The sequence below is a fragment of the Phycisphaeraceae bacterium genome (assembly GCA_019636675.1).
Classification (GTDB): domain Bacteria; phylum Planctomycetota; class Phycisphaerae; order Phycisphaerales; family UBA1924; genus JAHBXC01.
The window spans coordinates 1,295,998-1,319,109 of record JAHBXC010000001.1; the positions used below are offsets into that span (position 1 = coordinate 1,295,998).

A 23,112-nucleotide genomic window follows, 5' to 3' on the forward strand; every position below is an offset into this window, starting at 1 on the left:
GCGGTCAGCCGACCTCGGCGCGCCGGCCCCACTCCATCTCCAGCGGTTCGAGGGCCGCGGCGTGCCCGTCGCGCTCGACGGTCAGCGCGTTGCCCTTCGCCGGGTCCTTCCACACCGTGGGGTCGGCGAGCAGCGCGTCGATGGCGCGGATGCGCGTCTCGTGCTCCTCGATCAGCGCCTCGATCTCCTGCACGGTGATGCGATCGAGCCGGTGCCTGCGCCCCTTCAGCGTGACCCAGACCGCGTCGGCGTTGGACTTCGGCGCCTGCTTCTGCGCCGCCTTGGCGCGATCCGCGGCGGCTTTGGCCTCTTCGGCGGCGCGTCGGGCCTTCTCCTGACGCTCGCGCTCGGCGCGCTTCGCGTCTTCCTCGGCGTTCTTCGAGCGCTCGCGCTCGGATCGCTTGCGTTCCCACTCGGAATAGTTGCCGGTGAAGATCTCGGCGTTGCCGGCGCCGTCGAGGACGATGAGCCGGTCGCACACGGCGTCCATGAGCGCGCGGTCGTGGGTGATGAGGATCAGCGTGCCCTCGTAGCCCCCCTCGGAGGAGAGCACTTCTTCCAGGCGCTCGGCGCTGGGGATGTCGAGGTGGTTCGTCGGCTCGTCGAGGATCAGCAGGTTCTTCGCGCTGGCCAGCAGACCCGCGAGCACGGCGCGGCTGCGCTCGCCGCCGGACAGTTCGCCAAGCGGGCGCTCCTGCTCGCCGCCGCTGAACAGGAACGCGCCGGCGAGGTCGCGCGCCTGCTGCTCGCTCATCTCCTTGCCCTGGTTCTCGTCCTGCACGATGCGCTGCAGGTAGCGGAAGATGGGCATGTCCATCGGCAGGTGCGAGTGCTCCTGCGTGAAGTAGCCGACGCGCAGACTCGCGCCCAGGCGCGAGGTCCCGGCGTCGGGCTTCACTTCGCCCAGCAGCGTGCGAACGAGCGTGGTCTTGCCCGCGCCGTTGGGGCCGAGGATGGCCCAGCGCTCGCCGCGGGTGATGGAGAGGTCGAGGTCGTTGAAGAGGACCTTGCGCAGCCCTTCTTCGTTGGTGTACTGCTTCGACAGCCCGCGCGCCGAGACGACCATGTCGCCCGAGCGCGGCGCCGGGGGCAGGTTCAGGCGCATCTCGCCGATGTCCATGGGGCGCTCGAGGGCGCCCTCCTTCTCTCGGTCGAGCCGGCTGAGGCGCCCCTGCGCCTGCTTGGCGCGCTGGCCCGCCTTGTACTTGCGGATGAACTCTTCTTCCTGCTTGAAGCGCGTCTGCTGCTTCTCGAACTCGCGGAGTTGCGTGAGCCGGCGGTACTCGCGCAGCTCGCGGAACTTCGCGTAGTTGCCGGGGTAGTCGATCAGGCGCGCGTGCTCGACCTCGACGATGCGCGTCACGACATGGTCGAGCAGGCGCCGGTCGTGGCTGACGATGACCACGGCGCCCTTGAACTCGTTGCGCAGGAAGTCCTCGAGCCACAGGCGCGCCCGGATGTCGAGGTGGTTGGTCGGCTCGTCGAGCAGCAGGATGTCGGGCTCTTCGAGGAGCAGACGCGCGAGCGCGAGGCGCCCCTTCTGCCCGCCCGAGAGTTTGGCGACCTTGATGGGGAACTGCGCGTCCTCGAAGCCCACGCCGTGGAGGGCGGCGTCGACCTTGTGATCGATCGCGTAGCCACCCAGCGCCTCGATGCCCTTCTCCAGGTCGGCCTGCTGCATGAGCAGGCGGTCCATCGCGGGCCCGTCGGCGTCGCCCATCGCGTCGTACAGGGCGTTCAGGCGGCGATGGAGTTCGTGGAGTTCGGCGAACGCGCCCTCGGCGGCGCCGCGGAGCGTCTCGTCGGGGTCGAGTTTGGGGTCCTGGTGCAGGTACCCGGCGCGTCGTCCCTTCGCGAGGGCGACCTCGCCCTGATCGGGCCGGTCGACGCCCCCCATGATGCGCAGGAGGGTGGACTTGCCCTGCCCGTTACGCCCGACGAGGCCGATGCGCTCGCCGGCTTCGAGGGACATGGAGACGCCCTCGAGGATGACTCGGGTGCCGTAGGCCTTGCGGATGTTGGTGACGGAGAGGAGGGGCACGGGGGGAGGGTAGGCGTGCGCGGGTGGGCTGAATCCTTCGCGAGCGCCGGATCACGCCAGCGGGTGATCACCGGCGTCGCGATGCTCTAGAAGTCACGCCCCAGGTGCCCGTCCAGTGTGGCGAAAACGGGCCTTCCGGGCCTTCCGGCGGCTGATTGGGGATGAACGCCTGTTGGCGCGGCGGTGGATTCTTCATGCACCGCCGCGTGGCCGTCGGCGAACGCGACCGCCAGGTGGTTGGCACGCAGCCCTCGCGTGTAGACGAGCACGCCCTTGGCTGCGGGTGTTCGGATATTCAAGTGCTTGACCCTCATGTAGTGCTGCGAGTACTCGATGAACGAACGGGGATGCGTTGGCGATGCCAGCCATATGTCTGGTCTCGTGAGCATCGGGTCGGGGTAGCGGTAGTGGGAGGCCATCCACCCGTACGCAATCTCGGGGCCGCCGATCGCGAGAATATCGTCGAGCCGTTCCGGCGTGTCTGGTCCGATGGTTGCGTGCCAATGCGGCGAAGGCGTCAGCCCGCTTTCGAGCAGGACTCTCGGCCAGAGCGTGTTGTGATTGAGGTAGTGCATCTCCGGTTCGATGCCCGCGCCGAGTTCGGTGTAGAACCAGTTGTGCGCAGCCGTGTCGGGAAGCCCCGCGTTGACGACGACGCCGTCGTGATCGTTCGCCCACGCGAAGAAGTCCTGCATCGTCGCGCCCATGTTGCGGATGTTGACGAGATCGTCCTGCTTCACCTTGAAGTTCCGGATCACCGGGACGCTGATGAGCAGCAGCACGCTGATCACGAACGCGACGACCAGCAATTCGACAAGCGTGACGGCGCGATCGTAGGCAGGCTTTGACTTTTGCCGGGCTCGCTGCGTGTTTACTTTTGAAGAATGGTCTTCAAGCGCCAAAGAGCGGCACTGAACGGAAGTCCGCTGAAGCCTGAGAGGAAGTACGATCCTTTCGTCCATCGCTCTGTCCTAGAAATCACGCCCCTTAGTACCTACTGGGGATAAACGCCGGTTCGTATGCCTACGACCGTGACACGCTTCAGCATCGCACTCAGATGGGACACCTCATCACCCAGACGCCAAGGCCAGGGCAATGCTCCGGTTCGACCCAGTAGTCGCTTGGATAGGAGAACAAACATGCCCAGAATGCTGCCATGTTGGCGCCGCAGCATCGTGAGCATGTGTTATCAATGCACGGCGGATCAACAGAATACCATCGTGTGTCGAGAATGCCAAGCCCGGCCTGCTGTTCATGACTCAACTCTCCCCTATGTTGGTTCAGAAGTCGAAACCTGAGTACCCATCGATAGTCTGCACAACTGGCTTTCCGATCCGAAGCGTAGCGCTCCAGGGCGTAGGCGAACCCGGCATCGCGTCGCGTACGCTGCGCATCTTTGCGTGGCCATCCGCGAAACCTACATGCCACTCGGTGTCGCCGTGCCGTCGCTCCGTGTGTGCCAGAATGCCCTTCCTTGCCGGAAAGCGGATAGACCCAAACCCTACGGCCTTCGCATACTCCAGCGCCTCGTACTTCGGGATCGGGCTCGTGCGGTGCTCTTGCCACAAGTCATCAGTAAAGAGCGTGGCGTAGGTCATGAGATAGTGTGAGTGATACTGGTATAGCCTGTGCGGATCAGTGACCCGCGACAGATCGATTTGACCACTCACATCGTCCGGTCCCGAGGTGCTGTGCCAGTGCTGAGACGGGTTGAATCCCGATTCCTTCATCAGTCGCGGCCAACTGACTGGGAGTGCGAGATAGATATTCGTTGCCGCGGGGACAGACTGCAGATGCGGGCCGTAGAACGAGGGGACGAGCGCCTGATCGGGCCGCCCGGGGGTCGGTGCAATCGATTGCCTGTCTGCGGCCCACGCGAAGAAGTCCTGCATCGTCGCGCCCATGTTGCGGAGGTTGATCAGATCGTCCTGCTTCACCTTGAAATGCCGGATCACCGGCACGGTGATGAGCAGCAGCACGCTGATCACGAACGCGACCACCAGCAGTTCGATCAGCGTGACGGCGCGGCGGGTCACTCGCGTGAGTCGCCTTCCGCGCGGCGGAACGGGCACATAGGCGATCGCTGCCGCTGCTTTGACGATCCGATGCGTGTCCCGGTCCTGACGCATGGGCAGATCCCCTTCCGACCCACAGAATAACGGACCGGGGGCCGGGGCTGCCAAGACCTTTTTCGGGGATATCTCTGCCCGGACTGCCGGCTCAGCGCCTCGGCGCGGCCTTCAGGTCGCGCAGGGACTCGCGCCAGCGCCCGTGGATGCCGTCGCGGACGCGGTCGAAGAAGTCGCAGAGTTCGCGCACGCAGTCGGGCTGGGTCTCGTCGGCGCGCAGTTGCTGCACCAGCACGCTGACCGGGGCCTCGTGGTCGCGGAAGAGGATCTTGAAGGCCTGCTTGAGCGCCTCGATCTCGGCGGCGGAGAACCCTCGGCGCGAGAGCGCGACGGTGTTGACCTTGCGCGGCTCGGCGGGGTTGCCCTCGACGACCATGAAGGGCGGGACATCTTTGGCGATGCGCGTCAGCCCGCCCACGAAGGCGTACTTGCCGACGGTCGCGAAGTGGTGCACGCCTGCGCCGCCTGCGATTGTCGCGCCGGTCTCGATGTGGGCGTGGCCCCCGAGCATGACATTGTTCGCGATGACGGCGTCGTCCTCGACGACGCAGTCGTGGGCGATGTGGACGCCGACCATGAGGAGGCAGTTCGAGCCGATGCGGGTGGTCCCGCCGCCGACGGCGGTGCCTCGATGGATGGTGACCTGCTCGCGGATTTTGTTGTTGTCGCCGATGTGGAGGGTGGCGTGCTCGCCGCGGTACTTGAGGTCCTGCGGGTCGGCGCCGATGACGGCGTGGGGGAAGACCTCGTTGCCCTCGCCCATCGTGGTGTCGGAGCAGATGACGGAGTGGGGGTGGAGTCTGCACCCTGCGCCGATGACGCAGCGCGGGCCGACGACGGCGTAGGGCCCGATGACGATGTCGGGGGCGACGACGGAGGTGGGGTCGATGACGGCGGTGTGGTGGATGCGCGGCGAAGCCGGGGCGTCGAGCTCGGCGGGGCGATCGACCACGCGGCGCGCGGGGCGTGCCGTGGGCGCGGCGTGTCGGCTCATCGAGCGGGCTCCGCGTCGACCATCATGAACTTGACGCGGGCTTCGGCGACGAGGCGCCCGTCGACACGGGCCACGCACTGGACATCACCGAAACGCTCCGTGGCTTTCACTGCTTCCGTCTCCATCACCAGCTGGTCGCCCGGGACGACGGGCCGGCGGAGTTTCACGCGATCCATACTCAGCAGGACGGCAATCTTACCCGTCCTTTCGAGCTTCTGGCTGAGCATAAGCCCGGCGAGTTGCGACATCGCCTCGACGATGAGCACCCCCGGCATGATGGGTTCGCTGGGGTAATGCCCCTGGAAGAAGGGCTCGTTGATGGTGACATTCTTGAGTCCGACCGCCCGGCGATCGCCTTCCAGCTCGATCACGCGGTCCACTAAAACCATCGGATATCGGTGGGGCAGGAGCGAGAGAATCCGTTTGATGTCGAACGCCGGGGGGGTATCGGGGTTGACGGCGGGGGGTTTCCGGCCCGGCTCCCGCCGCCTGGCCTGCTCGAGAAGGGCCCTCACGAGCTGCTGGTTGAGGGCGTGCCCCGAACGGCTGGCGATAATCTTCCCCTGAACGGGGCGTCCGGCAAGATAGAGATCCCCGAGAAGATCGAGAAGCTTGTGCCGGACGGGCTCGTCGGAGAATCGGAGCGTGTTGTCGATCGGTCCCTGGGGCCCGATGACGAGCATGTCGGCGGGTTTGAGGTGGGCGAAGAGGCCGCGCTGGCGCATGGACTCGGCCTCGGAGAGCATCGCGAACGTGCGCGCCGGGGCGAGTGAAGCGGCGTAGGGGCTGCTGGAGAGCGCGCCGTTGGCGAGCGGGTCGCCCTGCTGCCCCGGCGAGGCCGGGGGCGCGCCGAGATTGAGTGTGAAGGCGGCGACCTGTCGACCGAGGGGGTTGCTGGCGCCGTAGTCGAGGTCGTAGAGGAGTTCGAGTGTCGCGGACTCGCTGGGGAGGGCGACGATGACGGACTCGGCGCCCTCGCCGGTGTGGGTGGCGCGAACGGTGATGGGCTCGGTGATGACGATCGGTCGGCGGTCGGCGTCCTGCTCGACGAGCCCTGCCTCGGCGAGGGTGTCGGCGAAGAGCTTGGCGGAGCCGTCGCCGATGGGGACTTCGGGGCCGTCGATATCGATGCGCGCGTTGTCGACGCCAAGCCCTGCCAGGGCGGAGAGCAGGTGCTCGACGGTCTCGACGAGCGCGTCGGCGGAGTCGGCCGGCGCGCCCGGGGCGCGCAGGGCGGTCCGGCGCGGCCGGTCGACGACGTTCTCGATGCGCGCCGGGGCGGAGGGCGCACCGGGGAGGTCGGTGCGTCGGAAGACGATGCCGGAATCCGCCTCTGCCGGGTGAATCGTGACGGTGGCGGGCCTGGCGGTGAACAGACCGACGCCGGAAACGCTGACCGCTCGGGCGAGCGTGCGTTGGCGGCAGGGGCCGGGGTTCCTGGAGGTGGCGGGCATGCGCGGGCTTATTGTTCGCGCGCCTCGCGCTCGAGTCGCTTCACCTGCTTGATGAGTTCGGGCAGTCGCGACATCCCGGCGAGGACCTTCATGGCTTCGGCGATGGGCCTGGCCGGGTAGCCGGCCCAGGTCTGGCCGGGCGGGACATCGTCCATGACCCCCGAGGCGGCCCCGATGCGTGCGCCGGCGCCGATGCTGAGGTTGTCGGCGATGCGGACGCCCCCCCCGAGGATGGCGCCGTCGCCGACGCGCACGGACCCGGCGATCGCGGCGACGCCGCAGATGATGACGGACCGGCCGACGAGGCAGTTGTGCCCGATCTGCACGAGGTTGTCGATCTTGGTGCCGGCGCCGACGACGGTGGGGCCGAACTTGCCGCGATCGATGTTGGTGTTGGCGCCGATCTCGACGTCGTCGTGGATCTCGACGTTGCCGGCATGGGGGATCTTGGCGAGTGACTTCCCGTCGGCGCTGGGGCGATAGCCGAACCCATCGGCGCCGATAACGGAGTTGGCGTGGAGCCGGACGCGTGCGCCGATGACGCAGCGGTCCTCGACGACGACGCCGGCTCGCAGCTCGGTGTCCTCGCCGATGCGCACGTCGGCGCCCAGCGTGACGCCGGAGTGCAGGACGACGCGAGGGCCCACGACGGTGCGCGGGCCGATGGTCACGAACGGCCCGATCGCGGCGGTCGGGTCGATGACGGCGCTGGGGTCGATCGACGCCTGCGCGTGCGACCCGACGCCCGGGAAGTGCGTGGGCGGCGTGAGGATCTCGAGCACGGTGATGGTCGCGCGGTCGGCGTCGTCGACGACGAGGATCGCCTTGCCCGGCGCGGCCTCGAGGTCGACGCCCCGGGTGACGATCGCGGCGGCGGCGCGGCTGGCGGCCCACTGCGCGGCGCGCTTGGCGTCGCGCACGAAGGTCAGCGTGCGCTCATCGGAGCGGTCGAGCGCGTCGAGACGCTCGATGCGCAGGTCTTCGGGGCCTCTCAGCTCGGCCTTCAGAAGCTCCGCGAGCTGCTTCGTGGTCCAGACGCGTGCGCCGGGCGGGCGAGCGCCGCTCACGGGCGGAGCACCGTTGTGCGCGCCGGGGTGCATGGTCGGCGCGTGGGTCGCGTGGGCGGTCTCTGCGTCGGCGTGGCCTTGCATTCGTCGCGGTCGGCTCGGTCAGGGCCTGGATGTCGCGTTCGCGCGGTACTCGTTGTTCATCATGGTGAGGAGCTGGTCGGAGACATCGATCTGCTTGCTCGCGTGGATGACGCGGCGAGAGACGATGAACGACTTGACCTGCTGCTCGGTGCCGTTGCGGACCTCGGCGAAGGCGTCGGTGCTGAGGATGATGTCGAACCCGTTGCGCTCGGCGAACCGCCTGCTCGCGTCCTCGATCTTGCGGAACAGGTTGGCGTAGATCTCGCCCTTCTCGGCGTCGATGTAGCCGACGGCGACCTCGCCCTCGACGCGCAGCTTGATGCTCATCTCGGTGATCTCGCGGCTCTTGGACACGCGCTGCGACGAGTTCTCCGGGAGGAGCTTGAGCTCTTCCTGGGCGGCGGTGAGCTGCCTGGACATCTCGTCGATCGTGCGACGGCGCTGCGCCATCAGCGCGTCGATGCGCTTCTGCTGATCTTCGATCTCGGCGAGCCCGTTCATGACGGACTCCATGTTGATCAGCCCGATGGTCACCGGCTTGGCGGACTGGACGGCGTTGGCCGTCGCGCGCCACGAGAGCGCGGTCAGGGCGAGCGCCGCGACGCAGATCGCGACGGGCCACAGGGTGCGACGGGCGTTGGGTGCGTTCATCGGGGTCCCTCGTGTTCGGGGGTCTGGTTCGTCGGCGATGGGCGGTCCGGCTCGCGACGCCGCCCGGGCAGGGGCCCGGGTGAGCCGGGCTGCGAGTGGGACGCATCATACCGCCCCCGGGGTCCGGGCGGGCGAGCCAGGACGCTGCCTGATCGCGGAAACCGGGCGTCAGAAGGGCAGATCGATGCTGAAGCTGAAGGTGCGCTGCTGGTCGGTCTCTTCGCTGACGATGGGGATGCCGAAGTCGAAGGCGAGCGGCGCGTTGGACAGCGCCGCGATGCGCAGGCGGACGCCGGCGCCGATGGCGACCCGGTAGTCCTCGAAGCCGGGGTCGTTCACGACGGTGCCCGAGTCCATGAAGATGACGCCCGACAGGATGTTCTGCCAGAGGGGCTGTTCGAGCTGGAGGCCGAAGAAGAACAGCCACTCGCCGCCCACGGGCTCGCTGGAGGGGTCGCCGTTCTGCTGGACGCTGCGAGGGGAGACGGTGCGGAACTCGAACCCGCGGAAGCTGCGGCCACCCATGTAGAACCGCTCGTAGACCGGGGCTTCGTCGTCCTGGACGATGTAGCCGACCTTGGTGTTGACGCTGAGGACGGTGCGCCGGCCCAGGAAGTCCTCGCTGAGGGGCACATAGAGCGTGTGCTCGGCTTCGAGTTTCGTGAAGTTGAAATCGCCCCCCAGGATGCCGACCTGCTCGGCGCGAAGCTCGAGGTAGGTGCCTCGGGAGGGGGTGAACCGCTCTTCGAAGGGGATGGTGCTCCGGGTGAGACTGAGCCCGAGCCCGGTGAGCGTGTTGCGCCCCTCGACCTCGAAGAAGTCGACCGGGGAGGTTGGGTTGATGTCGGAGAGTTCGATGGATTCGGCGCGGAAGGTCAGCGCCGAGGTCCAGAGCGTCCCGAAGCGGCGCGCGAGCCGGAGGCGCCCGCCGTAACGGCTCTCGTCGTACTCGTCGTAGACCCGGTCGCGCAGGAAGAGCGACCCGCCCAGCGAGAGCGGGGTGTCGAAGAGCCAGGGCTCGGTGAGACTGATGGAGTAGGTCTGGACATCCGTGCCCGGCGCGAGGGTGATGTTGAAGTCCTGCCCGCCCCCTCGGAACGCGCGGCGGGACAGGAGCTCGTCGAGCGAATCGGGCGTGCGCGAGATATCGAAGTTGCGCTGCCCGATCGAGACCGAGCCGATGAGGCCCGAGTCGGACCCGACGGCGGCGAGGAAGGTGACCGTGCCGGTGTCGGTCTCGCGGACCTCCATAAGGAGATCGCGATGGGCCGGGCGGGCCGGGTCGGGGTTCTGGAGGTACGCCGTGGGCGGATCCAGTGGATCGAAGAGACGCAGCGAGCCGAGCCGGCGCTCGGCGGTCTGGATCGCGCCGCGGTCGATCGGCCTGTCGGGCCGGACGTTGACCTGCTGAAGCTCGCGCCGGATGACCCGCTGGTCGGTGATGCTGTTGCCCTGGATGATGACCTCGCCGGTGCGCACGCGAGGCCCCTCCTGGATGGTGAGGAGGAGATCAACCTCGGGGCGCCCGCCCGGGACGCGCAGCTCCTGCGAGTTCACGACGACATCCGGGTGACCGAGCTGCCAGTAGGCCTCGCGAATCTTCGTGATCGACTGGGTGATGCGCAGCGCGGAGTAGACATCGCCCGGCTTGACGACGAGCAGCCCGATCGCCTGCTCGCGCGAAACGCTGGGTGTCTGCCCCTCGGGGACATCGCCGGTCGCCAGGATCACATCGCGCAGGGAGTACAGGGGCCCCTCGTCGATGACGAAGGTGACGATGGCCTCGCGCCCGTCCGGGCTGGGCGTGATGCGCCGGTCGGCGCGCACGTCGAGGTACCCCCGGTCGCGGTAGTAGCGGATGATGGACGCGACGTCGGCGTCGAGCGCGTCGTTGTCGAGCGGGCCGCGGCTGAAGACCCCTCGCACGCGAGATCGCACCGCGGTGCGGATCTCGCGCGGCGCGAAGGCCTCGTTGCCCTCGAAGCGGATGTCGGTGAGGCGGACGCGCCCGCCCTCGCGGATCCGGAACAGCACGACCCCTTCGCGCTCGAGTTCCTCGCGATCGACCGTGACGTCGACTAGGAAGTACCCGCGCCGGCGATAGACCTCTTCGATCGCGCGTTCGGCGCGACCGAGCTCGTACTCGTCGATGGGCACGCCCGGGTCGATGCGCACCGCGGCGGCGAGGTCGCGGTCCGGGATGCTCCGGTTGCCCACGACCTGCACGTCCTGCACGATCGGGGCTTCTCGCACGCGATACACCACGTCGACCGACCCGTCCTCGTTGGGGAAGACCTCGGCGTCGAGCTTGGCGAACTGCCCGAGCCGGAACAGCCGGCGCACATCCTCGCGCGCCGTCGCGTCGCTGTAGGGCTGGCCTTCGCGCAGTCGGATCTGGTTGCGCACCAGTTGCTCGTCGACGCGCGCCAACCCCTCCACACGGATGCGCCGGATCGGGCGGAACTCGAACGGGCTCTCCGGCGCGATCTCCGGTCGGGCCGGCTCTGTCGGCGCGACCTGCGCGAACGACGCGCCGCCTGCGCACAGCGCGAGCGCGACCGCCGCGAGGGGCGCGGCGTGACGGGCGGGGCTCGGGCGTCGGATCGGGCGGCTCACAGGTCGGGGACGATACTTGCGACACCCCGACTCCACAACTTCCCCGGGCATGCGATCTTTGCGCGAAGAACCCCGGCGCCTCCCTTGCGGAGCGTGGACGACCTTGTGTACGCTTGGCCTTCCGCGATGCCATGACGCGCCGCGGAGCGAGAGAGACTTCTCCCTTCTCCCCCCTCTACGCGCCCTCTGGCGCGGGACTGGCAAGGACGCGTGATGTCGAATTCCCCCCTTGCGGCGCGACGGCTCGCGCTGCAGTTCATCGCCGCCGCCTCGGTCGTGGCGGGCGGCGCAACCCTCTGGACCATCCTCGACCCGGTCAGCGTCCGCGCGACCGAGACCTGGATCCTCCTCAGCGTTCTGGGGCTGTTCATCCTCCCGGTCGGGACCATCGTGTCGTTCGAGGCAGACCGGCGCGCCCGGGCACGCTCGGCCAGAGAAGCGGCGATGCTCCCTCGCGAGCACGAGCAGACCTCGGTCCTCGCCTACGACATCGCGGGCGAGGACGACGCGACCGCCCGCGCCTCGCGCTCCTTCGTCGAGCACGAGACCGCCGCGGTCCGTCACTCCGGTCGCAAGATGGTCAGTGCACGCCGGCCGGCTCGATCAGCACCGGGACGCTCACGCGCGTCGACCCGGCGTTGACGCCCGCCGAGGAGCGTCCCACGCTCCTGGAGGGCAGCGAGGTCACATCGAAGTAGGTGCGTCGCGCGGGGCCGGGCGCGCCTGCGCAGGCGCAGATCGCCTCGACAAGGCGCTCCATATCCTCGGGCTGGCCGGAGGGCAGGGACACCGAATAGGTGACCACGCCGCAGGCGTCGCCCATGCTCGTCAGCTCGATGTGCAGGCCGTGCAGCGCCGCCAGAGTGAACAACTCGCGCTCGATCGCGCGCGGGTCGTCCGACACCACGCGCAAGGCAAGGCGGTTCAGCCCGGCGAGGCGGACCGCGTCGTCGTAGGTCGCAGGCATCGCCTCGGGGATGTCGTCCGCGTGCACGCGCGTAAAGGCGCGATCGCGCCCCCCGAGATCGTGGGTCATCAGGTCGCGCTCCCAGCTCACCAGCGACGCCGGCGTCGCCTGCGCGCCAGACGAGAACGAGCGCGAGGCCATCAGCGGGCCCTGCAGGCGCGAGGGCAGCACGGGGTTCTGCGACTGGAGTTCGGCCCAGGGCGACTGCGAACGAGGCACGCTCGCCAGCGTGCGCGCCCGGTCGGCCTCAGCGCGCTGCGCGATCGCGATCGCCGCGTCGATCTGCTCGGGCGTCGGGCCCGACGCGACAGCGGTCTCGGAGATCTCCGGGGAGACCGGGTCGGGTTCGATCGCCAGCAGGCTCGACAGCGCGTCGGTCATGCTCATCGCGTCGTTGCCGGCGATCTGTCGCCCGGCGCCGGGCCCGGCCGACGGCGCGGTCGCCGTCCACACGAGTGCGCCCGCCGTGATCATCAGCCCCAGCGACGCGGCCATCGCCAGCCCGCGGTTGCGACCGATCACGGCCAGCACGCCAGCGCGTCGCGCCCGGCCGCCGCCGGTCAGGATCGCCTCGCGCTCGGCGGCCTCGATCGCCTCCTGCACGGTGCGAAGCGGGGCCTTCGCCCCGGCTTCGCGCCAGATCGCGACGAACTCGGCGCGCAGCATCGAACGATCACGGCGCATCGCGTCCAGCGTGTGGCGCAGGCCGGCGTCCTCGCGCATGGCGCGCTCCAGAGCATCGGCGCGGTCCGAAGGAAGGTCTCCCTCGATCCAGCCCAGCAGGTCGTTCTCGTCGAATCGTCTGTCCGTCACGGCGCATCACTCCCGCTCGTCCTGCCCTCGTCGTCGCTGCGCTCGAGCCCCTCCGTCGTCTGCGACTGGAGCTTCTCGATCGCTTCGCGGAGCGCCGCACGCGCTCGGAACAGGCGGCTCTTGACCGTGCCCAAAGGCACTCCGAGGACATCGCCGATCTGCTGGTAGTCAAGATCCTGCGCGTCGCGGAGCACGAGCACCGCGCGATGGTCGGGGTCGAGCAGGTCGAGGGCTGCCAGCAACATCTCGCGGTCCTCCCGCTGTTCGACGCGCTCCTGCGCGTTGTGTTCCTCAGGCGATTCCAGCGCGTCCGAAAACGACGCGCCCCGCCCCGCCCCCGCCCCAGGCCCCCCGCCGCCCTCCGAACCCCCCATCGGGGCGTCCAGCGAGGCGTGCCGGCGCAGGCGGCGCTTCCTCATATAACTGATGCAGACGTTCATCGACACACGCGTCAGCCAGGTGCTGAACCGGGCCCGGTTGTCGAACGAGTCCAGCCCCTGGATCACCTTCACCATCGAGTCCTGCGTCAGGTCCCGCGCGGTCTCGTAGTCCCGCACCATCCTCAAACAGGTCGCGAAGATCCGGTCTTCGTGGGCCTCCAGCAGTTCCGTCCACGCCGCCTGCCGCTCCCCGGCGCTCGTCCCGTTCCGGATGGTCTCGATCAGGATCGCGTCCAGCTCCGCCCGGCGCGCCGACGCGGCGTCCTGCTCGGCTCGCGCGCCGTCACCACCGGGGCCCGGGGTGGGGGCGGACCCGGGGGTGGGAACGCTCTTGTCGCGCTCAACGCCACGGTTCGTGTTGCGGTCTGCTCGCTGCGCCATGCACTCGCCCGCCGACGGGCCTTCCTCCACGCGATACCATCGGTCCGATCACGGTCCAACCCCGATCGTACCAGCCCTGTACGCGTCCGAAACCCCCGGAGGTCGAGACAACGCCCATGCCCCACGCCGACCCCTATTCAATCTATACCTCCCCCCTCGCGTCGCGCAACGCCTCCCCCGAGATGCAGGCGGTCTGGTCCCCCCGGCGCAAGTTCTCCGCCTGGCGACGCCTCTGGCTCGCGATCGCCGAATCCGAAAAGGAGCTCGGCCTCCCCATCACCGACACCCAGATCGCCGAGCTCCGCGCCGCCCTCGACCTCACCGACGCCGACTTCGCACACGCCGCCGACTACGAGAAGAAACTCCGCCACGACGTGATGGCCCACGTCCACGCCTACGGCGACCGGGCCCCCCACGCACGCGCCATCATCCACCTGGGCTGCACATCCCAGGACATCAACTGCAACACCGAGCTCCCCCAGCTCCGCGACGCCCTCCACCTCGTCTGCATCAAAACCGCGCGAGCCATCGACGCACTCTCCACCTTCGCCCAGCGCTGGAAAGACCTCCCGCTCCTTGCATTCACCCACTACCAGCCCGCCCAGCCCACCACCCTGGGCAAACGCGCCGCCACCTGGGCCTACGACCTCTCCCTCTGCCTCGAACGACTCGAACGCACCCGCGACGACATCAAACTCCGAGGCCTCCGCGGCGCCACCGGCACCCAGGCCTCCTACCTCGCCCTCTTCAACGACGACCCGATCCTGGTCGCGCGCCTCGAAACACTCGTCACCAAAAAACTCGGCTTCGACGAGGACGCCACCTACCTCCTCAGCGGCCAGACCTACCCACGCGTCGTCGACGCCTTCGCCCTCTCCGAACTCGCCAACCTCGCCTCCGTCATCCACAAGACCTGCAACGACATCCGCCTCATGGCCAGCCGCAAGGAACTCGACGAGCCCTTCGGCGAGGCGCAGATCGGCTCGTCCGCGATGCCCTACAAGCGCAACCCCATGCGCGCCGAGCGCGCCACGGCGCTCTCGCGCTTCGTCATCAACCTCGCGAGCAACGCCTACGACACCGCCGCCACCCAGTGGCTCGAACGCACGCTCGACGACTCCGCCAACCGCCGGCTCTCGCTGCCCGAAGCGTTCCTCGCGACCGACGGCGCCCTCGACCTGCTCCACAACATCGCCTCCGGTTTCGATGTCCACGAAGCGACCATCCACGCCAACCTCATGGCGGAACTGCCCTTCATGGCCACCGAAAACCTCATGATGGAAGCGGTCAACAAGCACGGGCGCGACCGCCAGCAGGTGCACGAAGCGATCCGCACGCACGCCCAGGCCGCCGGAAACCGCGTGAAGAACGAGGGCCAGGCCAATGACCTCCTCGACCGCCTGCGCGCCGAGCCCCTTCTCGCCGGCATCGACCTCGACGCCGCGATGAACCCCGTGCAATATGTCGGGCTCGCGCCCGAGCAGGTCGACCGCTTCCTCGAGAAGGTCGCGAAACCCGTGCGAGCGCGCTACGCCGGCAAACTCGGCGGCGCGCGAGAGCCGAGCGTCTGATCTCTCGCTCCCTCCCCTTCCGGCCCCCTCTCCTGTCGAGCGCAGCCGAATGGGAGAGGGTTGGGGTGAGGGCTGCCCAACCTCCCGGCTTCCCTCCCCCCACTCTCTTTCTCTTCTCTTCCCCGGCCGTGATCAGCACAAGTCGGGAATGATCTTCTGATGAACAAAGTTCACTGCGACCCGCGTGCTGCCGCCCGCGGCTCTGATCCGCTCACGGGCACGCGTTGCCGAAGTTCGTCAGCACGCTGCTCAGGTCGGCGAAGTTGATCACGCCGTCGCCGGTGTTGTCGCCGGGGCACGGCGCCTGGACCGCCGGCATCACGGGGACAGGGAAGTTGTTCACGATTCCAATCTCGCCGGTGTTGAGGATGACGCGCATCGTCCCGACATTCGCGTGCTGCGTCGCGTTGGTCATCGCGTAGAAGAACTTCGTGGTCTGGTCGGCGAAGATCGGCGTTTCGAACTCGAATCGCAGCGTGTCGCCGTCGGCGGAGCGAACCACCCGCTTGGGCTCGTTGTTGTTCGTCGCTTCCGACAGGAACTCGGTCTCGATCGCGAAGGGCGCGTAGCCCGTGAACTCCACCGCGACGATGCGCCGGGTTCCCTCGGCATAGGTCGTCTGCAGCCGGTAGTTCAGGATCGGCTGCGACAGCGGCGGCGCGATCTTGAAGCTCACGATCCACTGCCCGGCGAACACCGCCGACACCCCGTCGGGCCCGCGCACAAAGAACCCGCCCGGCACGAAGAAGGGCGAGGGCGCCACCAGCCAGGGCGAGGCGGTCGGGTTCGTCCCCAGCAGCGCCCGCGTCTCGCCCGGCGCCACCACCACCGCCAGCGCACAGGGGGCCAGCGCAGACACCAGCGACGCCAAACCGACACGAATGCACCAACGGTTCACGGGAATTCTCCTGCCGCGGCGCCCGACGACCCACGCGGCCGATCGGTGCGCCACCAGACATCCGGAAACGACGTGCCCGGCCCGACACGCCGCGCAGAATCTCTGGCCCCCTCTCCTGTTCTGTGAGCGAAGCGAACAGAATGGGAGAGGGTTGGGGTGAGGGCTACCCCGCCTCCCGGCTTCGCTCTCCAATCTCTGACTTTTTCTCCTCTTTTCTCCCCGCTCCCCCCGCACCTCACGGAAGCAACGATCAACGAACCACGCGCGCTCTGATTTGATCCGCACCGGTCCATCGGGTGGACTCCCCGACCGTTTCACGCGATGATCCCGCGATGCCCGAGCGCGAGGACGACATCCGGCCAGGCGACGACCTCGACCCCCGGGGCCCCCGGGACACGCGGGGCGGCGGCAGCGCGCGCGGGCCGCTCGACGACGCGCCTTCCGAAGAGTCCGACACCGACGAGACCGCCGACGCGTGCACCGTGATCTACGAGCCGGGCGAATCCACCGACCTCGACACGCGCATCGAGGAGATGCTCGACTCCGAGGACGCGACGCCCGACATGCTGGCGACGCTGCTCGAAGAGGTCGAGCCGGCGGACGCGGCGGAATCGCTCTCGCAGCTGGACTCCGAGGAATCCACCGAGGTCATCCGGCGGATGGAGGAGGAGTCCGCCGCCGACGCGCTGGCGCACATGGACCTGGCGCTGGCGAAGACGGTGCTGATGGATCTGGACCCGCCCGAGGCGGCGGAGCTGCTGGGGTTCATGGACCCCGACGACGCGGTGGACCTGCTGCAGGCGATGCCGCGCGACCAGTCGGCGAAGATCCTGCTCCAGATGCCGCGCCACCTGGCGGCGCACCTGGGCAAGCTCGCGCAGTACGCGCCCGAGACCGCGGGCGGGCTGATGAGCACCGACGTGATCGCGCTGCCCCCCGGGCTGACGGTCGCGAAGGCGATCGAGTTCCTGCGCAACGACCCGGTGTTTCGCGACGAGGACATCAGCGCTGAGGACATCTATTGCCTCGACGCGCAGCACCGGCTGATCGGGTACATCTCGCTGCGCCACATGCTGCTGGCCGACCCGGCGCACCGCATCGAAGACCTGATGGAGCATGAGGTCGACGCGATCCGGCCCGAGACCGACCGCGAGGATGTCGCGCGCGAGTTCGCCAAGTACGACCACCTCACCCTGCCCGTCATCGATCAGGACAACCGTCTGCTCGGCGCCGTCACCATCGACGACGTGCTCGACATCGTCGAGGCGGAAGCCACCGAAGACGCGCAGAAGCAGGTCGGCGTGGGCGTGGGCGAGAGCGCGAGCAGCAGCGTGCCGCGCAAGCTGCGAGGTCGCTCGCCCTGGCTCATCGTCAACCTGTTCACCTCGACCGTCGCGGCGATCGTGGTGCTGAACTTCGAGGGGCTGATCGCGCAGTTCGCGATCCTGGCGGTCTTCATGCCCGTCATCGCCAACCAGTCGGGCAACGCCGGGCAGCAGTCGCTCGCGGTCACGCTCCGCGGCATCGTGCTGGGCGAGGTCAAGAAGGGGCGCTCTCTCCCCCTGCTGCTGCGCGAGACCGCCGTCGGCACGGTCTCGGGCTTCCTCAACGGGATGCTGGTGTTCACGGGCGCCGCGATCCTTGGTTGGCTCGGGCTGTGGGGCGTCAACTACAAGTTCGGGCTGGTCGCGTGGGTCGCGATGACCGGCGCGCTGACCGTGGGTTGCGCCGCCGGCGCGTCGATCCCCATCGTCATGCGCCGGCTCGGCTTCGACCCGGCGACCGCGAGCACCATCTTCCTCACGATGCTCACCGACTCCCTCAGCTTCCTCACCTTCCTGGGGTTGGCGTTCGTGATGCAGGATTGGTTAGTGGGGTGAAGATGGCATGAGGCAAGAGGCACAAGGCACAAGGGGAGATTCAGAGACGAGTTTCTTTCTGCCCTTGTGCCTTGTGCCTCTTGCCTCATGCCATCTCAAAAGCGGATCATCACCCCGAGCATCAGGCCGCCGAGCGAGCCGTCGATCTCGAGGTCGTCGCTCTCGAGATTCATGAACATCTGGCGGAAGCCGATCTGGATCGCGACGCGCTCCACCGGGTGGAAGCGCAGGCCCACGGTCCAATCCATCGTGATCGCGTCCTCGCCCAGCAGGTCGAGCCCGCCGGCGTCGAAGCCGGTGTCGAACGAGAAGCGATCGCTCACCTCGATCTCCAGGCGCACGCCCACCATCGGGTGCAGGAACAGTTCCGACTCGCTCGCGCTGCCGCCGGCCGAATCGGTCTTGAGGTCCGGGCGGATCATGCGCAGCCCGGCGTAGGGGATCACGCGCACCGCGGCGCCGGTGTCGGTCCCGACGCCCTGGTCGTACCGGCGTCGGGATCGCTCCCACGCCGTGTACCCCACGCTCGCGTCGACCGACCACAGCGAGAAGTCCAGCGCGCCGTTGCCGGCGCCGGGGTCGCCCTCGTCAAACGACAACGAAAACCCGTCGACCATGACCGTCCACTTGTCCTTGCGATACATCGCGCGCAGCGAGAACGCGGCGTTCGGATCGTCCGCGTCGCCGTCGAAGTCCTTGAACTCCAGCTTCGTCCCGCCGTTCCCCACGCGGATGTCCCCGCCCATCGCCGCCCACCACACCGAGGGCTCGAGTTGCAGCGTCCAGCGACCGGGCGCCCACAGCGCGTCGTCCGTCAGTTCCGTGGTGGCAGGGGGCGCCGGGGGCGCCGGGGGAACCGGGGGAACCGGGGGAGCGGCCTGCTGCTGCGCGCACGCGACGCCCGAGCCGAGCAGGGCGCACACCAGAACGACGGGCCGTATCGTGGGCATCGAGAACTCCAGGAGAAGGTGAGCCGGGAGCGTACACGCCCGACCCGCCAGACGCGATGAACGCCAGCGACCCTTCATCCCGGCGCGACCCAGGACAGCCACCCCCGGAACCCACCGGCGTCGAACTGGCGCCGCGCGTCCACGCGCCCGAATCGATCCTGCGCGTCTCCTTCACCACCAGCCGCGGCCCGGGCGGCCAGAATGTCAACAAACGCCTCACCGCCTGCGAACTGCGCGTCTCCCTCGCCGACCTGCCCATCACCGAACCGGCGAAGAACCGCCTTCGCACACTCGCCGGCTCGCGACTGACCCTCGAGGACGAACTGATCCTCGTCTCCGACGAGCACCGCTCCCAGCAGCAGAACAAGGCCGAGTGCCTGGCCCGCCTGCGCGAGATGCTGGTGCGCGCCGTCACCCCGCCGCGACCTCGCGTGAAGACCAAGCCGACCAAGGGCTCCAAGCAGCGCCGCCTGCAGGCCAAGAAGGAAGCGGGCGAGAAGAAGTCGAGAAGGCAGAAGCCCAAAGAGTGGTGAGGGGGTCTGGCCCCCTCTCCCCCGAGGGGAGAGGGCCGGGGTGAGGGGTTTCGAACTGCGCGGTGCGCTCGACCGCGCGATCTTCCCTTGTGCCTCGTGCCTCATGACTCGTGCCTTCCGAGACGCACCCCTTACCTGGCTCGCTGCGCTCGCCGTCCTCTCCCCGCAAGCGGGGCGAGGAGGCGGGGAGGTGCGATTCGTTCACCGCTGGCAGAGCTCGTGGCACGGCTTCGCCGTACCACGCCACCCTCCTGTCTCCTCCTGTCTCCTTCTGCTCCCCATTCCCCACTCCCTGCTCCCTTCTCCCGCCCGACTGCCACTTTGGCGCCTCGCTCTCGCCTCCCCGACGCGCCGCGGCAACCGGGCGCCGCACAAACCCCGCTGAGGGCGGCGGTTCAGGGGTCCAAGCCCCTTTCTCTACCTCCCCCGACCGGCGCAAGGGTTGCACAACACCACGCACGGTGTCGTATAGCGCGCACAATCCCGGCCCCTCGGACCAAGGCGGCGCCCCCCGTCGGGGACGCCTCGTCGTCCGCTGGACCATCCGTCGCGCCCCGACCCCCGGCCAGCCCGCGAGCCAGCCCGCAGCCCCGGCCTCGCCCCCCACCCCTCCCGCGTCGGGCGATCGCCGGCTCAACCTCCTTCTGACCTACGGCGGCTGGCGCGAGTCCTCCTGGGCCGACGCCCTCCCGCGCCTCCTCGAGCCCATGGGCGTCCGCTCCTTCCGCGCCAACTCCGGCGCCGAGGCCGCCCAGGTCCTCCGCTCCGTCCCGGTCCACGCCGCCGTCGTCGACCTGCGCCTCCCCCTCGACAACCCCCACAAGCCCACGCCCAACGGCGCGTCCCCCGATCCCGCCCTCACCGAAGAGGGCGGCGAGCGCCTGCTCGAGGTCCTGCGCCGGCTCGAGGCGCCCCCGCCCATCGTCGTCGTCACGCGAGACCGCTCGGCGCGCGAGTACATGCGCGAACTTCACTACGCACTCCGCCACGGCGCCTACGCCGTCGTCCACGGCTCCGCCGCCGACGCCGAGCAGATGCTCCGCGTCCTCCAGCGCCTCGTCTCGCGCTACTACCACAACCAATGGCCCGAGTGCCCCGGGGGCGCCGGGGGCGCCGGCGCCGGGGGCAGCGCCAACGACCCGCCCGGCTGCAACCCCGACGCCGCCACCGGCTCCGGCCCCCCAAACAACTGACACGCGCACTCAAGGTCCCCCGCCGCCTCACACGCGGCATCGTTCATAACCATTCACAACGCTCGCCCTGAGCAACGCAGTTTCGGAGAAAGAGTCCCATGGCCACCGCCACCAAGCCCAAGCCGTCCTCCACCAACAAGAAGTCTTCCAACGCGTCGCTCCGCCCCCTCGGCCCGCGCGTCCTCATCCTCCGCGACGAGGCGCAGACCAAGACCGACAGCGGCCTCTACCTCCCCGAGACCGCCAAGGACAAGCCCAAGACCGGCACCGTCCAGTCCGTCGGCGACGGCGCCCTCAACCACGACACCGGCGAGCGCATCCCCCTCACCGTCAAGCCCGGCGACAAGGTCCTCTTCTCCTCCTACGCCGGCACCGAGGTCAAACTCGACGGCGTCGACATGCTCATCATGGAAGAGTCCGAGATCCTCGGCATCATCGACTAACCCGCCGGGATCACGATGAACACCGACCAACTCCGCATCGCGCTCCACGAACTCAACGGCGAGCGAGACCTTTCGGTCTGCTTCGCGCATGTCCACGCCGACCTTTCCGGCGTCGGGTGTTTCCTCAAAGTCAAGAACGCGATGCTCATCCCCGACGAGCAGGACCACCTCGTCAAGGTCACCGACGGACGCGCCGTCTACATCCTCGACGCCGAACGCGTCGCCTGGATCAAGATCGGCTAAGCCCCCGGATTCCGGACCGGCGCCCCGGGGCATCCGCGCAGCGGTGACCCGGGCCTCAGACCCACCCACCTCAACAAACACTCACTCACGCAGAGAACACAGAACATGGCAGCCAAACACATCGTCTTCGAGAACGACGCACGCGACCGCATCCTCCGCGGCGTCCAGAAACTCGCCCGCGCAGTCAAGGTCACCCTCGGACCCTCCGGACGCGTCGTCGTCCTCGAGAAGTCCTTCGGCGCCCCCACCGTCACCAAGGACGGCGTCACCGTCGCCAAGGAGATCGAACTCGAAGACCCCTACGAGAACATGGGCGCCCAGATGGTCAAAGAGGTCGCCTCCAAGGCCTCCAAGGACGCCGGCGACGGCACCACCACCGCCACCATCTACGCCGAGTCCATCTTCCAGGAAGGACTCAAGAACATCACCGCCGGCGCCAACGCCAACGAGGTCCGGCGCGGCGTCGAGATGGCCGTCGCCGCCATCGTCGCCGAACTCAAGAACATGTCCAAGAAGATCTCCTCCTCCAAGGAGATCGCCCAGGTCGGCATGTGCTCCGCCAACCAGGACGAGCAGATCGGCAAGATCATCGCCGACGCCATGGACAAGGTCGGCAAGGACGGCGTGATCACCGTCGAAGAGGGCAAGTCCCTCGAGACCGAGGTCGAGCTCCTCGAAGGCATGCAGTTCGACAAGGGCTACCTCTCGCCCCACTTCGTCACCGCCCCGGCGACGATGGAGTGCATCCTCGAAGACGCCTATGTCCTCATCCACGAGAAGAAGGTCAGCAGCGCCAAGGATCTCATCCCCATCCTCAGCAAGATCGCCGAGTCCGGGCGCGCCCTGCTCCTGGTCGCCGAGGATGTCGAGTCCGAGGCGCTCGCCACGCTCGTCGTGAACAAACTCCGCGGCGTGCTCAAGGTCGCCGCCGTCAAGGCGCCCGGCTTCGGCGATCGTCGCAAGGCCATGCTCGAGGACATCGCCATCCTCACCGGCGCCAAGCCCATCATGGAGGAACTCGGCGTCGACATCGAGAAGATCGACCTGTCTGACCTCGGGCGCGCCAAGAAGATCGTCGTCACCAAGGACAACACCACGATCATCGAGGGCGCCGGCAAGCCCGCCGACATCAAGGGGCGCATCGAACTCCTCAAGGCCCAGATCGAGGACACCTCGTCCGACTACGACCGCGAGAAGATGCAGGAGCGTCTCGCGAAGTTGTCGGGCGGCGTGGCGCAGATCAATGTCGGCGCCGCTACCGAGGTCGAGATGAAGGAGAAGAAGGCGCGCGTCGAGGACGCCCTCCACGCCTGCCGCGCCGCTGTCGAAGAGGGCATCCTGCCCGGCGGCGGCGTCTCCCCGATCCGCGCCCGCCGCGTGCTCGAGGCCCTCAAGAAGAAGGCCAAGGGCGACGAGCGCGTCGGCATCGACATCATCTATCGCGCCGTGGCGGCCCCCATCCGCCAGATCGCGTCCAACACCGGCCTCGACGGCTCGCTCGTCCTGAGCAAGGTCGAAGAGAACACCGCCACCAACTTCGGCTTCAACGCCGCCACGCAGGAATACGGCGACCTGGTGGCGATGGGCGTCATCGTCCCGACCAAGGTCGAGCGCGTCGCCCTCCAGAACGCCGCCAGCGTGTCCGCCCTCCTCCTGACGACCGACGCGATCATCGCGGAGATCAAGGAGAAGAAGGACAAGGCGCCGGCGGGGGCTGGGGCGGGGATGGACGATTACGACTATTGAGCGGTCCTGAACGGACGC

At 68.4% G+C, this 23,112-nt stretch carries 20 protein-coding genes; 8 read left to right on the forward strand and 12 right to left on the reverse strand.

Annotated features, from left to right (window positions below):
- Positions 1-4 precede the first annotated feature (4 nt).
- The 8 genes from KF684_05595 to KF684_05630 all read right to left on the reverse strand — a co-directional run bounded on the left by KF684_05595 (position 5) and on the right by KF684_05630 (position 11,036).
- Positions 5-2,041, reverse strand: a complete 2,037-nt coding sequence (locus KF684_05595) for an ABC-F family ATP-binding cassette domain-containing protein (GenBank protein ID MBX3352388.1) — start codon at positions 2,039-2,041, stop codon at positions 5-7.
- Between the two features lie 86 nt (positions 2,042-2,127).
- Complete coding sequence (locus KF684_05600) at positions 2,128-3,003, reverse strand: hypothetical protein (protein MBX3352389.1); 876 nt, start codon at positions 3,001-3,003, stop codon at positions 2,128-2,130.
- Positions 3,004-3,321: 318 nt separating this feature from the next.
- Positions 3,322-4,170 carry a prepilin-type N-terminal cleavage/methylation domain-containing protein gene (locus tag KF684_05605; GenBank protein MBX3352390.1) on the reverse strand — a complete coding sequence of 283 codons (849 nt, stop codon included), beginning with the start codon at positions 4,168-4,170 and terminating at the stop codon, positions 3,322-3,324.
- 91 nt (positions 4,171-4,261) lie between these two features.
- Positions 4,262-5,164 (reverse strand): acyl-ACP--UDP-N-acetylglucosamine O-acyltransferase, encoded by a 903-nt coding sequence (lpxA, locus tag KF684_05610; protein ID MBX3352391.1) that lies wholly within the window; start codon positions 5,162-5,164, stop codon positions 4,262-4,264.
- Positions 5,161-6,618: a 3-hydroxyacyl-ACP dehydratase FabZ gene (gene fabZ / locus KF684_05615; GenBank protein MBX3352392.1), complete on the reverse strand. Its 1,458-nt coding sequence runs from the start codon at positions 6,616-6,618 to the stop codon at positions 5,161-5,163. The genes lpxA and fabZ overlap by 4 nt, the downstream gene beginning before the upstream one ends.
- Before the next feature lie 8 nt (positions 6,619-6,626).
- A complete protein-coding gene (lpxD, locus tag KF684_05620) occupies positions 6,627-7,769 on the reverse strand; it encodes a UDP-3-O-(3-hydroxymyristoyl)glucosamine N-acyltransferase (GenBank protein ID MBX3352393.1) in 1,143 nt (380 codons plus the stop codon).
- Between the two features lie 18 nt (positions 7,770-7,787).
- Positions 7,788-8,420, reverse strand: coding sequence for an OmpH family outer membrane protein (locus tag KF684_05625; GenBank protein MBX3352394.1), 633 nt, complete (start codon positions 8,418-8,420; stop codon positions 7,788-7,790).
- A gap of 168 nt (positions 8,421-8,588) precedes the next feature.
- Positions 8,589-11,036 carry a BamA/TamA family outer membrane protein gene (locus KF684_05630; GenBank protein MBX3352395.1) on the reverse strand — a complete coding sequence of 816 codons (2,448 nt, stop codon included), beginning with the start codon at positions 11,034-11,036 and terminating at the stop codon, positions 8,589-8,591.
- 213 nt (positions 11,037-11,249) lie between these two features.
- Between KF684_05630 and KF684_05635 the strand changes: the two genes are divergently transcribed.
- On the forward strand, positions 11,250-11,678 hold the full coding sequence (locus KF684_05635) for a hypothetical protein (GenBank protein MBX3352396.1): 429 nt from the start codon (positions 11,250-11,252) through the stop codon (positions 11,676-11,678).
- Here KF684_05635 and KF684_05640 read toward each other — a convergent pair.
- Both KF684_05640 and KF684_05645 read right to left on the reverse strand, forming a co-directional pair.
- Positions 11,617-12,816 carry a hypothetical protein gene (locus tag KF684_05640; GenBank protein ID MBX3352397.1) on the reverse strand — a complete coding sequence of 400 codons (1,200 nt, stop codon included), beginning with the start codon at positions 12,814-12,816 and terminating at the stop codon, positions 11,617-11,619. The genes KF684_05635 and KF684_05640 overlap by 62 nt on opposite strands.
- A complete protein-coding gene (locus tag KF684_05645) occupies positions 12,813-13,637 on the reverse strand; it encodes a sigma-70 family RNA polymerase sigma factor (protein MBX3352398.1) in 825 nt (274 codons plus the stop codon). Before KF684_05645 ends, KF684_05640 begins: the two co-directional genes overlap by 4 nt.
- Positions 13,638-13,753: 116 nt before the next feature.
- Between KF684_05645 and KF684_05650 the strand changes: the two genes are divergently transcribed.
- Positions 13,754-15,208, forward strand: coding sequence for an adenylosuccinate lyase (locus KF684_05650; GenBank protein MBX3352399.1), 1,455 nt, complete (start codon positions 13,754-13,756; stop codon positions 15,206-15,208).
- Between the two features lie 211 nt (positions 15,209-15,419).
- Here the strand turns inward: KF684_05650 and KF684_05655 are convergent, their stop codons facing one another.
- Positions 15,420-16,106, reverse strand: a complete 687-nt coding sequence (locus KF684_05655; protein MBX3352400.1) for a hypothetical protein — start codon at positions 16,104-16,106, stop codon at positions 15,420-15,422.
- A gap of 332 nt (positions 16,107-16,438) precedes the next feature.
- Here KF684_05655 and mgtE point away from each other — a divergent pair, with 332 nt between their 5' ends.
- A complete protein-coding gene (gene mgtE, locus KF684_05660) occupies positions 16,439-17,986 on the forward strand; it encodes a magnesium transporter (protein ID MBX3352401.1) in 1,548 nt (515 codons plus the stop codon).
- A gap of 95 nt (positions 17,987-18,081) precedes the next feature.
- Here mgtE and KF684_05665 read toward each other — a convergent pair whose 3' ends face one another.
- Entirely contained in the window at positions 18,082-18,936 is an 855-nt protein-coding gene (locus tag KF684_05665) for a hypothetical protein (protein MBX3352402.1), read from the reverse strand.
- Positions 18,937-18,992: 56 nt separating this feature from the next.
- On the opposite strand from KF684_05665, the gene arfB reads away from it, so the two are divergent.
- The 5 genes from arfB to groL all read left to right on the forward strand — a co-directional run bounded on the left by arfB (position 18,993) and on the right by groL (position 23,094).
- On the forward strand, positions 18,993-19,469 hold the full coding sequence (gene arfB, locus KF684_05670) for an aminoacyl-tRNA hydrolase (GenBank protein ID MBX3352403.1): 477 nt from the start codon (positions 18,993-18,995) through the stop codon (positions 19,467-19,469).
- A 461-nt stretch (positions 19,470-19,930) separates the two neighbouring features.
- Positions 19,931-20,662: a response regulator gene (locus KF684_05675; GenBank protein ID MBX3352404.1), complete on the forward strand. Its 732-nt coding sequence runs from the start codon at positions 19,931-19,933 to the stop codon at positions 20,660-20,662.
- A gap of 98 nt (positions 20,663-20,760) precedes the next feature.
- The gene (locus tag KF684_05680; protein MBX3352405.1) at positions 20,761-21,105 is read left to right on the forward strand and encodes a co-chaperone GroES; all 345 of its coding nucleotides are present in this window, start codon (positions 20,761-20,763) and stop codon (positions 21,103-21,105) included.
- A 15-nt stretch (positions 21,106-21,120) separates the two neighbouring features.
- The gene (locus tag KF684_05685; protein ID MBX3352406.1) at positions 21,121-21,348 is read left to right on the forward strand and encodes a hypothetical protein; all 228 of its coding nucleotides are present in this window, start codon (positions 21,121-21,123) and stop codon (positions 21,346-21,348) included.
- A gap of 105 nt (positions 21,349-21,453) precedes the next feature.
- On the forward strand, positions 21,454-23,094 hold the full coding sequence (gene groL, locus KF684_05690) for a chaperonin GroEL (protein MBX3352407.1): 1,641 nt from the start codon (positions 21,454-21,456) through the stop codon (positions 23,092-23,094).
- Positions 23,095-23,112: the final 18 nt, after the last annotated feature.